Source organism: Mesorhizobium loti CJ3sym (genome assembly GCF_000472785.1).
GTDB lineage: Bacteria > Pseudomonadota > Alphaproteobacteria > Rhizobiales > Rhizobiaceae > Mesorhizobium > Mesorhizobium loti_E.
In genome coordinates this window covers 187,268-201,528 of sequence record NZ_AXAL01000008.1, presented here as the reverse complement: position 1 = coordinate 201,528, position 14,261 = coordinate 187,268, and the positions used below count along the sequence as shown (strand labels likewise).

Here is a 14,261-nt window from a genome sequence, read left to right as displayed (position 1 = left end):
GTGTGAAGGGCGTCGAGGAGAAGCGGAAGGGCGGGAATGCCGCTCTTCCGCGATGGGATTAGATCACCGGGAAGCCGGGGTGGCGTGCCGGCGGCTCCTGGCCGAAATAATCCTTGAAGGCGGCGTCATAGAGCGCCGATTCATGGCCGAACATTGCGATGGTGAAGGTCTGGTTGACGAAGGTCAGCCAGTCGAGATCGCCTTGCCGCAATGCCGCGCCGTAGAGCATCGAATACCAGCTCTTGCCGGCATCGAAATATTTGTCGGGATTGCGCGAGGCGAGCCAGCGTACGGTGGACAGATCGACCGCCGCAGCGTCTGCGCGCTTGGATTCCAGCGCCTGCAGCACATTGGCCTGGGTGTCGATCTGCAGCACCTGTGCCTGCGGCAAGGCGTAGCGGACGGAGCTTTCGGCATCGACATTCTGCAGGATGGAAATGCGCGTCGCCGCGCCGCCGGCGAGCAGCTTGTCGAATGTCTTGTTCTCGGCGGTGGGCAGCGTCAGCAGCGCAACGCCTTCGACATAGTAGGGCCGGGTGAAATTGATCAGCTGCGAGCGCTGCGCCGTCATCGTCATGAACTGGATGGTGATGTCGACCTTGTTGGTGGTGACATTCGGGATACGCTGCGCCGGGTCCTGCATGACGAACTCGACCTTGGTCGGATCGTCGAAAAGGCCCTTGGCCAGGATGCGTCCCATGGTGATGTCCATGCCGACCAGTTCGCCGGCATCGTTCTCGAAATGCCAGGGCGCGTTGGTGCTGCCGGTGCCGACAATCAGCTTGCCGCGGTCGAGCACGGTGCGCAGCAGGCTGTCGGACGCGGCCTGGGCGGCTGCCTTCTGGGCGTCGACGGTTGCCAGCACGCCGGCGGTGGCCAGTCCCGCCATTCCCAATTTCAGAAAATCACGTCTTCCGGATGTGTCGTTCACGGCGACCTCCTTTCGTGTTGTGTTCCCCATGCACAGGCAAGACACACGTCGGTGATTTCAAAGTGATTGTCTCTTACAAGAGACGTATGTATCCTGTACAAGACAGATACTAACACCAGGAATCGACAATGCAAGATGGCAATGCCTTGACCGTTTCAGACGGCGAGAAGACCCCCGGCTCCCGTGAAAAAGGCCTCAACCGGGTGCTTGAGATCCTGGACTTTCTGCACACGACGCAGCGGGCGATCGGTATTGGCGACCTTGCCAAGGGGGTGAACGCGCCGCGTTCGACGACCTACACGCTGGTGCGCTCGCTGGTTGACGCCGGCCTGCTGGAAATGGCCGGCGACGGCAACCGCGTCTATTTCGGCAAGAAGCTCTATCTCTATGGAATGGACTATGTGCGCGGCAACGATTTGTTGCGGCGCGGGCGCCAGGAGGTCGACCATCTGTCGCGCGAGACCGGCGAGACCTCGGAACTGTGCATGCTGCAGAGCGGCCGCTACACCATCGTCCACTCCAGTCCGGGCACTAGGCCGTTCCGCATCAGCTCGGCCACCGGTCTGCAGATACCGCTGCCCTGGACGGCATCTGGCCGGCTGCTTCTGGCGGGGCTGGAGCGGGTCGAGATCGAAGCCATGGTGTCGGACGACGATCTCGTGCTGCCCGATGGCCGCAAGCTGCGGCTCGATGATTTCATCGCCGATATCGCCAAGGCTGGGGTGACCGGCTACTGCGTGACTTCGGGTCTGGTCGATGCCTATACGAAATGTCTTGCGGCGCCGGTCTTTTCAGCGCCGGGCAAGGTCGAGGCGACGATGTGCCTGGTGGTTCCCATCGACACGACCGATGAGCGGACCAGCAGTCTCATCGGCCTGCTGCGTGATCGTGCCGCGAGGCTTTCGATCGCCGGATAGCGAAATGTGGATGCGTGGCGCCGGCGATCTCAGGCGATGATGTCTGGAATGATCTTGTCTTCCAGCTTCATCAGCCGGTCCTTGAGGAACAGCTTCTTCTTTTTCATGCGCTGGATTTGCAGCGGGTCGCAATTCGTGGCGATCATGGCGTTGATCGCGGCGTCGAAATCGGCGTGTTCCTGCTTCAGCCGGGAAAATTCGAGGCGAATATCGGCCTTTTCCTGATCGGACATTCTCTACCGTCTGCACGTCTGCGGCGCCCAAAACTGGGCCTGATTGGGCGGGGGCGGCTATTTCTGCCACCGGTGCGCAGCCAATATCACATTTCACATTGTCGTGGAATGCTACCACGCAGCATTCGACATCACGGTCGGAAGGTGGCAAAGTGTCATCGTGCCGTCACAGAGACGACCTGCGGTGGACGTGCCTTTGACGGCTGCAATCGAGGAAAACCATGAAAGGGAGAACCAATCATGTCTCTTGCATCCCATCTTGATGAGTTGCAGCGGAAACACGGCGACATCGAACGAGAAATCGATGACGCGATGAACCATCCATCGGTCGACGACCTTCAGATCGTGAATCTCAAGCGACGCAAGCTGGCACTCAAGGACGAGATTGAAAAACTGCGAGCGACGAAACCGACCACGCATTGACGCTCAACTGATATAGCCGCTTACCACTTTCGGCCTTCCCTGCCGGCGGCAACCGCCGCCGGTGTTTGGCGTTTTCGTTTTTATCGCCGGCTATGAGCCGCAGCTAATATTATTCCGCCAAGGTCCTTCTGCCCAACCTATTCCGATCCTGACGGCTGGCCATTTCTGGCCAGTGGCGACCTGTCGCCATTGACAAGCCATCTTTGCTCCTCCACCTCATGCCGGACTCTTGCGCTTCGGCCCCGGGGTGTGCTTGTGCGTCGAAGGACGCTTGGCGCTCCAGAGACAAAAGGCTGCCGGCATGACCGGATATTTTTCCTTTCCCTTCCCCCGCCGCACCTCAGTCGGCGTCGATGTCGGCGGCGTGGTCGTCGGCGGCGGCGCGCCAGTCGTGGTACAATCGATGACCAACACCGACACCGCCGATGTCGACCAGACCGTCGCCCAGGTTGCCGCACTGCACCGCGCCGGCTCCGAGATCGTGCGCATCACCGTCGACCGCGACGAGAGTGCCGCCGCCGTGCCGCACATTCATGAGCGCTTGCTGCGGCTCGGCATCAATGTGCCGCTGGTCGGTGACTTCCACTATATCGGCCACAAGTTGCTCGCCGATCATCCGGCCTGCGCTGAGGCGCTGGCCAAATACCGCATCAATCCGGGCAATGTCGGCTTCAAGGACAAGAAGGACCGGCAGTTCACCGATATCGTCGAGATGGCGATCAAACACGACAAGCCGGTGCGCATCGGCGTCAACTGGGGTTCGCTCGACCAGGAGCTTCTCACCCGGCTGATGGACGACAACCAGGACAAGGTCTTTCCGCTGACGGCGCAGGAAGTGATGCGCGAGGCAATCGTGCAGTCGGCGATCCTGTCGGCCGAGATGGCCGAAGAGATCGGCCTTGGCCGCGAAAAGATCATCCTGTCGGCCAAGGTCAGCGGCGTGCAGGACCTGATCGCCGTCTACACCGAACTTGCCACCCGCTCCAACCACGCGCTGCATCTCGGCCTCACCGAAGCCGGCATGGGCTCGAAAGGCATCGTCGCTTCGTCGGCCGCCATGGGCATCCTTCTGCAGCAAGGCATTGGCGACACCATCCGCATCTCGCTGACGCCGGAGCCGAATGGCGACCGCACGCGCGAGGTGCAGGTGTCGCAGGAACTGCTGCAGACGATGGGCTTCCGGCAGTTCGTGCCGATTGTCGCCGCTTGCCCCGGCTGCGGTCGCACCACTTCCACCGTGTTCCAGGAGCTGGCGCAGAACATCCAGGCGGATTTGCGCAAGAACATGCCGGTGTGGCGCGAGAAATATCCCGGCGTCGAGAACCTCAAGGTCGCGGTGATGGGCTGCATCGTCAATGGCCCAGGGGAGTCCAAGCATGCCGATATAGGCATCTCGCTGCCCGGTACTGGCGAGACGCCGACGGCGCCCGTCTTCGTCGACGGCAAGAAGGCGGCGACGCTGCGCGGGCCGTCGATCGCGGCCGATTTCGAGAAGATGGTCGCCGACTATATCGATCAACGGTTTGGGCAGCACGGCAAGGCCGCAGCGGAGTAGAAGATGCGGCGTTTCCTCTGGGCGACGCTTATCTTCCTGTGCGGGCTGGGTTGGTCGGCACTCGTTCAGGCCGACCCGCCGCAATCGGCCAAGCAGCGGCTGATCGACAAGGTTTGCACCCTGATCCAGGCCCATGCCGACCAGAATGGCTTGCCCCGGGATTTTTTCGCCCGGCTCATCTGGAAGGAAAGCCGGTTCGACCCCAATGCAGTCAGCCCCGTCGGCGCCGAAGGCATTGCCCAGTTCATGCCCGGCACCGCCAAGATGCGCGGGCTCGAAAATTCCTTCGACATCGACCAGGCAATCCCTGCGTCGGCTAAGTATCTGGCCGAAATGAAAACCAGCTACGGCAATCTTGGCCTGGCGGCCGCGGCCTACAATGCGGGTGAAAGCCGGGTGTCGCGCTGGCTGGGGTCGGGCGGCTTCCTGCCGATGGAGACCGAGAGCTATGTCTTCGACATCATGGGCGAGCCGGTCGACAAGTTCACCGACCCTGCCTATGCCGGAAAGGTCGAGCCGCTCGACGCAAAGAGGGATTTTGCCGCCGCCTGCCGCAAACTGCCGGTGATCATGTCGCAGACCGTGGCGATGGCCTCGATCAACGTCAAACCATGGGGCATCCAGGTGGCCGGCAATTTCCGCCGCAGTGCGGCAATCGGCCAGTGGCTGCGGGTGAGAAGCCGGTTTCCGGCGCTGCTTGCCGGCCATGATCCGGTGGTGAGCCGGGTGCGCACGCCGATCGGCCGGCGCGGTATCTATGCGGTCAGGATCGGGATCGACGACCGCTCCGCCGCCAATGTCATCTGCCAGAAATTGCAGAGCGTCGGTGGGGCGTGCGTGGTGGTGCGCAACCGGTAGCCCGAAGGAGCATCGGCGTGAAAGCGAGGATCGTCCTGCTCAACGGCGTCGGCAGTGCCGGCAAAAGCTCGATCGCCAGGGGCGTTGCAGGCAATAACCGCCGAACCGTTCCTGCATGTCCAGATGGACAGTTTTCTCGCGATGCTGCCCGATGCCTTGCAGGACCATGCCGATGGTTTCGCCTACGAAACCATTCAACAGGACGGCAAACCCGTAGTGGTGACCAGGACGGGATCGGTGGGCGAAAAAACCCTGCGCGGCATGCGCCACGCCATTGCCGCCATGGCCGGGCAAGGTAACAACCTGATCATCGACGACGTGCTCTGCAATGGCGAAATGTCAGAATATATCGAGCTGCTCTCAGGCTTCGATCTCCATCTGGTCGGCGTCGTGGCGCCGCTGGAGGTCCTGGAGGCTCGCGAAGCACAGCGGGCCGACAGGCTGCCGGACCTGGCGCGCTGGCAATATGAGCGTGTGCACGCCGGTATAGATTACGACCTCGAAGTCGACACCAGCGTGCATTCGCCGCTGGAGTGCGCCCGTCGCATCCAGCAACAATTTCGATTATAGGCGGCGGATTGGCCGGGGTTGCCCTGCCTGCGATGAGCGACAAGGGTAGCGGGATGTTCGACGCATACATTATCTGTGGCACGCCGAGAACCGGCAGCACTTTGCTGTGCAAGCTCCTGGCATCCACCGGGACATCAGGTGAGCCGCACTCATTCTATCGGCGGCAGGACGTGGCCGAGTGGGCGCAAGAGTGGAAACTGTCCGGTCGCGACGCGATGGGCGAGCTTGAATTCAATGTTGCCTATCTCAATGCGGCAATCACCGCCGGCAAGGGCCGGACAGATGTCTTCGGACTGCGCCTGATGCGCGAAAACCTGGATGAGCTTTCGGCGATCCTCGACCAGGTTTATCCCGGGCTTGCGTCGGACACAGCGCGTTTCGAAAAAGCCTTTGGCCCCGTTCTCTACATACATTTGTCGCGCGAGAACAAGCTCGCGCAGGCTGTCTCGCTGATCAAGGCACAGCAGACCGGTCTTTGGCATATAGCTCCCGATGGTTCCGAGCTCGAAAGGGTCGCACCGCCGAAGGAATCGCAATATGATTTCGAGCGGATCAAAGATGAGCTTGCCGAGCTCCAAGCATATGATGCGGCCTGGAATATCTGGTTCGCGGCGCAAGGCATAACGCCGCTGCGAATTGGCTACGAGCGGCTTTCCGCCGATCCGGCGGCGGCATTGCTGGGCATCTGCGAGGCTCTCGGCGTTCAAGCGCCTGACGCCGAGGCGGTGCGGCCAGGCGTTCCAAAGCTCGCCGACGAGACAAGCCTCGACTGGATGCGCCGCTATCGTCTGGACGCCGCAGGCTGAGGTATGGCTGGGTACACCGGGCATCGTTGCAACGCCATGGACGTGGGTTGTGCGTGTCGCGCATGGCAGATATTTGGGCTATAGGCGGCGGCATGACCGATCCGATCTACAATGATCCTGATTTCGTTCAGTTCTACGACATCGAGAATCAGGATGGCCGCGCCGATTTTGACTATTGCATCCGTCTTGCCGGGCATGGTGACTCGGTCCTCGATCTTGGTTGCGGCACTGGTCAACTCGCTGCCGAAATGGCCGGGGGATGCAGCGTCACCGGCGTCGATCCGGCTTCGGCCATGCTCGACGTCGCGCGGCGCAGGGCCGGCGGTGACAAGGTTGACTGGGTCGTGGCCGACGCACGAACGGTGCGCCTCGGACGGCGGTTCGATCTGGTGCTGTTGACCGGTCACGCTTTCCAGGTTTTTCTGACGAAAGAGGATCAGCGCGCGGTGCTGCGCACCATCACTGAGCATCTCGCTCCCGGTGGGCGCTTTATCTTCGACACGCGAAATCCCGCTGTGCCGGCGTGGCTGGAATGGACGCCGCAGCGCTCCGAACGGATGGTGGAGCACCCCAGCCTTGGCACCGTCAGGGCCTGGTATGATGCCGACCATGATGCCACCACCGGGTTGGTCACCTATTCGACCTTTTATGAAATTCCAGGCGGCAGACCCATTCTGGGTGCCGAAGCGAAAATCGCGTTTCCGAATAAGCAAGATCTTGCCGGGATGCTGGCCGAGGCCGGTCTGCTGGTGGAGCAATGGCTCGGCGACTGGCAGGGCGAACCTTACGTGGACACCTCTGTGGAAATCATCCCGATCGGTCGGCTGCGCTGATCCGGCAGCCCGACCGGACGCATCTCACGCCGTCTTCGCCACCACCGTCTCGCTGAGCCAGGTGCCGATTTTCGTGCCCAGTCGGTCCGGCGAGACCGGCTTCGGCAGATAGTCGTCCATGCCGGCCTCGATGCATTTGTCGCGATCACCCTTCAGCGCGTGCGCTGTGACGCCGATGATCGGGATGTGACCGCCCGACGAGGCCTCGATCGCCCGGATGGCGCGGGTCGCCTCGTAGCCGTTCATCTCGGGCATCGAGACATCCATCAGGATCAGTTTCGGATGCAGCGACCGGTACATCTCGACCGCGGTACGGCCATTGCCGGCGATGCGGTAGCTGAGGCCCAGCCCGTTGAGAATCTGACCAAACACCAGCTGGTTCACGTCATTGTCCTCGGCGATGAGGATATCAATCGGGCCGTTCGGCGTGGCGGTCGATTCCGGGGTCATGGCGACCGGCATGGCGGGGCCACGAATGACGGTGAAGGCAGGCGGAGTCGCCTGCGGCATCGGCTGGACCGGCTCGCGAACGAAATGCGCCTTGCCGACCTGCGAACGGGCCTTCTGGATGACCGAGATGACCGTGCCGAGCAGGACCGCCGAGCGCGCCGGCTTGGTCAGGTGCGCCGATATGCCGAAGTCGATGATCATCTTGCCGAAATCGACCTGGTCGACCGAGGTCAGGAGAACGACCGGAATGGAAGAAAGCCTGCTGTCGGCGGCAATCGCCCGGGCGACATCAGCGCCGTTCATGCCGGGCATCTGGTAGTCGAGGATGATGCAGTCGACGCTGGCGCCCAACTGGCAGGCGCGATCGAGGAAGGCGAGCCCCATGGCGCCGCTTTCAGCGGCGGCGCAGTCGAAGCTCCAGCTTCTGAGCTGCTCGAGCAGGATCTCGCGGTTGACCGGATTGTCGTCGATGACCAGCACGCGCGCACCGGTGACGTCGACCGGAACGATCGCGTCACGCGCCTCGGCGCGGTGCACGGGCAGCGGTACCGCGAACCAGAAGACGGAGCCGCGCCCGATCTCGCTCTCGACGCCGATCTTGCCGGCCATCAGGTCGACGAGGCGGGCGGCAATGGCCAGTCCAAGGCCGGTGCCTTCGTGGCGGCGGGTCGAGGAGCCATCGACCTGGGCGAATTTCTCGAACACGTTCTGCAGTTTCTCGGCCGGGATGCCGATGCCCGTGTCTTCGACGCGCAGCTTGAGCTGGACAACGTCGTTGACGGTTTCGCCGCCGACATCGATCAGCACATGGCCTCTCTCGGTGAACTTCACCGCATTGCCGACCAAATTGGTGACGATCTGCCGGAAGCGGCCGGCGTCGCCAATGACATAGGCCGGCAGGCGCGGGTCGACCCGTACGATCAGCTCGAGGTTCTTTTCGGCAACGCGCGCCGAGACCAGCGTCGCCACGTCCTCGACCGCTTCGGAGAGACGGAAGGGGGCAGGGTCGAGCGTCAGCTGGCCGGCATTGATCTTGGAGAAATCGAGGATGTCGTTGATGATGGTGAGCAGCGCGTTGCCGGATTTGACGATGACGTCGGTGAAGGTCTTCTGGCGTGGGGTCAGTTCGGTCTTGGCCAGCAATTCGGCCATGCCGAGCACGCCGTTCATCGGCGTGCGGATCTCATGGCTCATATTGGCCAGGAATTCGGACTTGGCGCGGTCGGCGGCCTCGGCCTTGAACAGGGATTCGGCGGATTGGGCAAAGGCGCGGCGGATCGCTTGTTCCATCGGCCGGAAGACCCAGAAGGCGACGATGGCCAGCACAGCGAATAACAGGCCGCTCGCCCACAGCAGCAGCCGGTCGCTGGACGCGTCGGCCAGATGGCGCTCCTCGTCCATCGCGGTGCGGATACGGACCAGCATCGGCTGGACAAAGAGGTCGTTCTGGTTGCGGATTTCCCGGTAGCTCCATTCATCGCCTTTTTGCGCCACCGACATCAGATTCAGGTTGCGCACCATATCGCGGGCCGACCAGAACAGGTCTCCGTTGACCGAGGAGGCTTCGAGTTCGTTGACGGTATTGGCCGACAGCCGCTGATGTATCGCGGCGAACTGGGCACTCAGCGTCTCGATCTCGCTGGTCAGGCGTACGGAATGGTCGCGCGCCGAAGCGGTCAGCGCGTCGCGCGTTTCGTTGCGCCAGGCCGAGCCGGTTGTCTCGGCGAAGCTGGTCGCGTTGCGCAGGTCGCGGGTGAAGACGACGAGGTTGCTGCTCAGCGCGTCGATCTCATGACGGAAGGAATTGACACGGTTGAGCGCAAAACATGATGGCCGTGGAGGCCAGCGCGAAAATCAGCAACCCTGAAAGATAGCGAATCCGGACAAACCGGATGAAGGAAGAATATTCCGGCATGCGCAACCCCAACACATACGCATTATTTTAACGACCGGGATTACGCTTGATTTACATTAAGATTTCGTTCGTGGGAGCGGCTTGTTGGTTTGCCGCAAGCCAACACAACGTTCCGGATGGACCCAGTCATCCGCCGGCCAGCGGGAACTCGTTGGCGATGGTGACGTGATGGTGGATTCTGCCCTCGAAGTATCTGGCCAGAACCGCCTCGGTCGCGGCGCGCGATTCAGCGCGGACGGGGCTGGCAAGGGCCGCGTCGACAGCCGCCATGTCGCGGTAGTTGATCGCCAGAATCAACGGGAATTCCGGCGCGCCGTCGTCACGCTTTTCGGCGAAGCTGACGCGCACATCGAGCGCGCCGGGAAACGCCTTCCACTTTGGCAGGACGGTGTCGAGGACAGCCTGGCGGAATGCCGTGGTCTCGCCATCCTTCACCTTGCCTTCAAACAGCGCATAGCGCGTGATCATGTCGGGTTCTCCTGATCGTTGTTGCGTTGGAAGAATTCCATCAATGCGGCCTGATCCTCGCCGCCAAGCCCGGCCGCCGTCAGCAACCGGTGTATTTCGGCGCAGACGGCCGTCAGCGGCATCGCCGTGTGCGTGCGCCGCGCCAGATCCTGCGCGGCGTTGAGATCCTTGACCATGTTGTCGATGCGGCCCGTGCGCCGATAGTCGCGGGTGGCGAAACGGGGCAAATATTCCTGCAGGATGGCACTGTCAGCGCGCCCGCCTTTCAGGGCCTGCGGAATCTTCAACACATCGACGCCGGCGTCGATCGCCAGCCGCGTCGCTTCCGCTACGGCCATGAAATTCAGCGCGCACAGCACCTGGTTGATGAGCTTGGTCGTCTGGCCGGCGCCCGCCGGTCCCATATGGGTGTAGTTGGCCGCGACGTGCCGAAGCACCTTGTGAGCGTCGGCAACGTCCTCGGCCTCGCCGCCAGCCATCAGGGTCAATTCGCCAGTCAGCGCCTTTGGCGCGCCGCCGGAGAGCGGACTGTCGACCCAGCGCAGCCCGTTCTCGCTTGCGTCGGCCGCCAGCTGGCGCGTCGCGTCGGGGTCGATGGAAGACATGTCTATGATCAGCGTGCCGGGCTTCGCCCCGGCGGCCACGCCGCCCTCGCCGAACACCGCGCGACGCACAATCGCCGCCGAATTGAGGCTGAGGATGACGCAGTCGGCGGCGCAGGCGGCCTCGGCCGCACTCACCGCTGCCGCGGCGCCCTTGGCGAGCAACGCCTCGACCTTGGCTTTGTCGAGATCGAATACCAACAGGTGATTGCCGGTGGCGAGCAGGCGCTCGCCGATCGCCCCGCCCATGGCGCCGGCGCCGATCAGTGCGATGGTGTTGGTCATGGTGGTGGGGCCCCGATCTTGGCTGTTATGTCGGCAACAATCCGGTCGAGCGGCGCGTCAATCGCGATGGTGATCGCGTTCTCGTCCTTTCCCGGCACCTCCAATGTCGCGAACTGGCTGTCGAGCAGGCTTCTCGGCATGAAGTGGCCGGTGCGCTCGCGCATGCGCCGGGAAATCAATTCGCGCGAACCGTCGAGATAGATGAACAGGACCGGTGCTCCGGCCCGTTCCGTGATGAAATCGCGATAGGCGCGCTTCAGCGCCGAGCAGCCGACGATGACTGGACCTGTGCCTGACCTCAGGGTTTCGCCGACCCTGGCCAGCCACGGCCACCGGTCGGTGTCGGCAAGCGGGGTGCCGGCGCTCATCTTGGCGATGTTGGCGTCGGGATGCAGCAGGTCGCCGTCGACGTATTTCGCGCCGATGGTGCGGGCGAGCGCCTCGCCGATCGTTGTCTTGCCCGATCCGGAGACGCCCATGATGATCATGCGGCGCGACGGATCAGATCGACGCTGTGATGCCGCCATCGACATAGAGGATGTGCCCGTTAACAAAGGACGACGCGTCGGAGGCCAGGAAGACACAAGCTCCGACCAGTTCTTCGACCTTGCCCCAGCGGCCGGCCGGCGTGCGCTTTTCGAGCCATCCGCTGAATGCCGGGTCGGCGACCAATGCCGCATTGAGCGGCGTGTCGAAATAGCCGGGTGCGATGGCGTTGCACTGCAGTCCGTGTTTGGCCCAGTCCGTCGCCATGCCTTTTGTCAGGTTGCCGACCGCGCCTTTCGTCGCCGTGTAGGGCGCGATGCCCGGGCGGGCAAGTGCCGTCTGCACGCTGGCGATGTTGATGATCTTGCCGCGGCCGCGTTTGACCATGTGGCGCCCGACCGCCTGGCCGACATGAAAGACGCTGGCGACATTGGTCTGCAGCAGGCGCTCGAACGCATCGGCGGGAAAGTCCTCGAGCGGCGTGCGGAACTGCATGCCGGCATTGTTCACCAGTATGTCGATTGGCCCGCCGGACAGCTCGAAACCGTCGATGGCGGAGCGGACCGCGTCATGGTCGGTGGCGTCGAAGGCGAGTGTTCGCGCCCCTTGTATCCGCGCCGCCGCCTCGGCGAGCTTTGCCTCGTCGCGGCCGTTGAGAACCACTTTGGCACCGGCTTCAGCCAGTCCCCTAGCCAAGGCAAAGCCGATGCCCTGGGAGGAGCCGGTGACGAGCGCCGTGCGCCCGGTGAGATCGAACAGTGTGGACGACATTTTCCCGATTGCCTCTCGTCGTTGAATGTTGTTATGTTATCGATAACATTGTTGTCAAGTCAGTTGGAGCGAAAACCGATGCAGCGGCCTCACATCCTTCAGGTTGGACCTTATCCAGCGTGGGACGAGGAGCCACTCAACCAGGCCTTCATTGTCCACCGTTATTTCGACGCGGGCGACAAGCCGTCCTTCCTCGCCGAATTTGGGCCGCGGATACGCGCCATCGCCACACGCGGCGAACTCGGCGCCAGCCGGGCCATGATCGCGGCCTGTCCTTCGCTCGAGGTCGTCAGCGTCTATGGTGTCGGTTTCGACGCGGTCGATCTCGCGGCGTGCCGGGAGCGCGGCGTGCGTGTGACCAATACGCCCGATGTGCTGACCGGCGATGTCGCCGATCTCGGGATCGCCATGATGCTCACCCTGTCGCGCGGCATGATAGGGGCCGAGCGCTGGGTGCGCGATGGTAGCTGGGCAGCCAAGGGGCTCTACCCGCTGCAACGTCGCGTCTGGGGTCGGCGGGCCGGCGTGCTCGGTCTCGGCCGTATTGGCCATGAGGTGGCCAAACGCCTCGGCGGCTTCGGTATGGACATTGCCTATTCGAGCCCGACGCCGAAGGGTTTCGCGTCGAACTGGGCGTTCGTCGCCGATCCGGTCGCGCTGGCCGAGCGTTCGGATTTCCTGTTCGTGACGCTTGCGGCGTCGCCCGCGACGCGCCACATCGTCAACGGGGATGTGATGGCGGCGCTCGGGCCGGACGGCATGCTGATCAACATTTCGCGCGCTTCCAACATCGATGAGGATGCGCTGCTCGACGCGCTCGAGAAGAAGACACTCGGTTGCGCCGCACTCGACGTCTTCGAAGGTGAGCCCAAGCTCAACCCGCGGTTCCTGGCGCTCGACAACGTGCTGCTGCAGCCGCACCATGCGTCCGGCACCTTCGAAACGCGCAAGGCCATGGGCAAGCTTCTGCGCGACAATCTTGCCGCCCATTTTGCCGGCCAGCCGCTGCTCACGCCGGTGCTTTGACTCTTAATCTTCAATTCTGGACGGTATCGCTGCTCAGCTTTGCTGGAACTGCCCGAGGAGTTCGCCTGCCATGAAGTCGATTGTCATCCACGCCGCCAAGGACCTTCGCATCGAGGATCGGCCGGTCGAGGCGCCGGGCCAGGGTCAGGTGTTGCTGCGTCTGGCCACCGGCGGCATCTGCGGCAGTGACCTGCACTACTACAATCACGGCGGCTTCGGCACGGTGCGGCTGAAGGAACCGATGATTCTCGGCCACGAGGTCTCCGGGGTCATCGAGAAGGTCGGTCCCGGCGTCGACGGGCTGCAGCCCGGCCAGTTGGTCGCGGTCTCGCCGTCGCGGCCCTGTTACAGTTGCCGGTACTGCCGGGAAGGGATGCACAACCAGTGCCTCAACATGCGCTTCTACGGCAGCGCCATGCCATTCCCGCACATACAGGGCGCGTTCCGCGAAATGCTGGTGGCGGACGCGCCGCAATGCGTGCCGGCGGATGGGTTGAGTGCTGCCGAAGCGGCGATGGCCGAGCCGCTGGGGGTTTGTCTCCACGCGACGCGCAGGGCCGGCGAGATGCTGGGCAAGCGTGTGCTGGTGACTGGCTGTGGGCCGATCGGCCTGTTGTCGATCCTCTGCGCGCGGCGCGCGGGCGCCGCCGAGATCGTCGCCGTCGATATCACCGATTTTACCCTGTCCATGGCCAAGCGTGCCGGCGCCGACAGCACGATCAACACACGAACCGATCCGGACGGGCTAGCGCCTTATTTCGCCGACAAGGGGACGTTCGACATCCTCTATGAATGTTCAGGAGCCGCCTCAGCGCTGGCGCTTGGCATCGCGGCGCTGCGGCCGCGCGGCACGATCGTTCAGCTCGGCCTTGGTGGTGCGGAGATGGCATTGCCGATGTCAGTGGTCACTGCCAAGGAACTGTCGATCAACGGGTCGTTCCGCTTCCATCCGGAATTCGCCGTGGGCGTCGAGTTGATGCGCAAGGGGCTCATCGACGTAAAGCCTCTGATCACCCACACCGTGGCATTCGCCGAGGCGTTGTCAGGCTTCGAACTTGCCAACGACCGCAGCCAGGCAATGAAGGTTCAGATCGCCTTCTCGTAAGCCGCGACGGTGCGTTGCATTCCACAG

Annotated in this window: 15 protein-coding genes and 1 pseudogene; 9 read left to right on the top strand and 7 right to left on the bottom strand. The window is 62.9% G+C overall.

All coding sequences use genetic code 11. The features are described 5' to 3' along the window. Positions 1-58: 58 nt before the first annotated feature. Positions 59-889 carry a transporter substrate-binding domain-containing protein gene (locus tag A3A9_RS0112895; protein WP_202596371.1) on the bottom strand — a complete coding sequence of 277 codons (831 nt, stop codon included), beginning with the start codon at positions 887-889 and terminating at the stop codon, positions 59-61. 170 nt (positions 890-1,059) lie between these two features. Here A3A9_RS0112895 and A3A9_RS0112890 point away from each other — a divergent pair, with 170 nt between their 5' ends. Then, positions 1,060-1,848, top strand: a complete 789-nt coding sequence (locus A3A9_RS0112890; RefSeq protein WP_027059149.1) for an IclR family transcriptional regulator — start codon at positions 1,060-1,062, stop codon at positions 1,846-1,848. A 29-nt stretch (positions 1,849-1,877) separates the two neighbouring features. On the opposite strand, the gene A3A9_RS0112885 is transcribed toward A3A9_RS0112890, so the two are convergent. Beyond that, a complete protein-coding gene (locus tag A3A9_RS0112885) occupies positions 1,878-2,081 on the bottom strand; it encodes a YdcH family protein (protein ID WP_027031539.1) in 204 nt (67 codons plus the stop codon). Positions 2,082-2,321: 240 nt separating this feature from the next. Between A3A9_RS0112885 and A3A9_RS0112880 the strand changes: the two genes are divergently transcribed. From A3A9_RS0112880 to A3A9_RS0112855, 6 genes are all read left to right on the top strand, one after another. Further along, on the top strand, positions 2,322-2,504 hold the full coding sequence (locus A3A9_RS0112880) for a YdcH family protein (RefSeq protein WP_027059148.1): 183 nt from the start codon (positions 2,322-2,324) through the stop codon (positions 2,502-2,504). Positions 2,505-2,805: 301 nt separating this feature from the next. Next, complete coding sequence (ispG, locus tag A3A9_RS0112875) at positions 2,806-4,059, top strand: flavodoxin-dependent (E)-4-hydroxy-3-methylbut-2-enyl-diphosphate synthase (RefSeq protein WP_027059147.1); 1,254 nt, start codon at positions 2,806-2,808, stop codon at positions 4,057-4,059. A gap of 3 nt (positions 4,060-4,062) precedes the next feature. Continuing rightward, positions 4,063-4,917: a lytic transglycosylase domain-containing protein gene (locus tag A3A9_RS0112870; RefSeq protein WP_027059146.1), complete on the top strand. Its 855-nt coding sequence runs from the start codon at positions 4,063-4,065 to the stop codon at positions 4,915-4,917. Positions 4,918-5,040: 123 nt separating this feature from the next. Further along, the gene (locus A3A9_RS41165) at positions 5,041-5,487 is read left to right on the top strand and encodes a phosphotransferase-like protein (RefSeq protein ID WP_245279026.1); all 447 of its coding nucleotides are present in this window, start codon (positions 5,041-5,043) and stop codon (positions 5,485-5,487) included. Between the two features lie 53 nt (positions 5,488-5,540). After that, entirely contained in the window at positions 5,541-6,293 is a 753-nt protein-coding gene (locus A3A9_RS0112860; protein WP_245279025.1) for a Stf0 family sulfotransferase, read from the top strand. Positions 6,294-6,385: 92 nt separating this feature from the next. Then, positions 6,386-7,126, top strand: a complete 741-nt coding sequence (locus tag A3A9_RS0112855; RefSeq protein WP_027059144.1) for a class I SAM-dependent methyltransferase — start codon at positions 6,386-6,388, stop codon at positions 7,124-7,126. A gap of 24 nt (positions 7,127-7,150) precedes the next feature. Here A3A9_RS0112855 and A3A9_RS41160 read toward each other — a convergent pair. From A3A9_RS41160 to A3A9_RS0112830, 5 genes and pseudogenes are all read right to left on the bottom strand, one after another. Then, a pseudogene (locus A3A9_RS41160) lies at positions 7,151-9,491 on the bottom strand (response regulator). Positions 9,492-9,617: 126 nt separating this feature from the next. Further along, positions 9,618-9,959 carry a hypothetical protein gene (locus A3A9_RS0112845; RefSeq protein ID WP_027059143.1) on the bottom strand — a complete coding sequence of 114 codons (342 nt, stop codon included), beginning with the start codon at positions 9,957-9,959 and terminating at the stop codon, positions 9,618-9,620. Beyond that, a complete protein-coding gene (locus tag A3A9_RS0112840; RefSeq protein WP_027059142.1) occupies positions 9,956-10,846 on the bottom strand; it encodes an NAD(P)-dependent oxidoreductase in 891 nt (296 codons plus the stop codon). The genes A3A9_RS0112845 and A3A9_RS0112840 overlap by 4 nt, the downstream gene beginning before the upstream one ends. Continuing rightward, positions 10,843-11,334, bottom strand: a complete 492-nt coding sequence (locus A3A9_RS0112835) for a gluconokinase (RefSeq protein ID WP_033838524.1) — start codon at positions 11,332-11,334, stop codon at positions 10,843-10,845. Before A3A9_RS0112835 ends, A3A9_RS0112840 begins: the two co-directional genes overlap by 4 nt. Positions 11,335-11,347: 13 nt before the next feature. Next, a complete protein-coding gene (locus A3A9_RS0112830) occupies positions 11,348-12,103 on the bottom strand; it encodes an SDR family oxidoreductase (protein ID WP_027059140.1) in 756 nt (251 codons plus the stop codon). Positions 12,104-12,181: 78 nt separating this feature from the next. On the opposite strand from A3A9_RS0112830, the gene A3A9_RS0112825 reads away from it, so the two are divergent. Further along, entirely contained in the window at positions 12,182-13,129 is a 948-nt protein-coding gene (locus A3A9_RS0112825) for a 2-hydroxyacid dehydrogenase (RefSeq protein WP_027059139.1), read from the top strand. Between the two features lie 70 nt (positions 13,130-13,199). Further along, complete coding sequence (locus A3A9_RS0112820) at positions 13,200-14,234, top strand: L-idonate 5-dehydrogenase (RefSeq protein WP_027059138.1); 1,035 nt, start codon at positions 13,200-13,202, stop codon at positions 14,232-14,234. Positions 14,235-14,261: the final 27 nt, after the last annotated feature.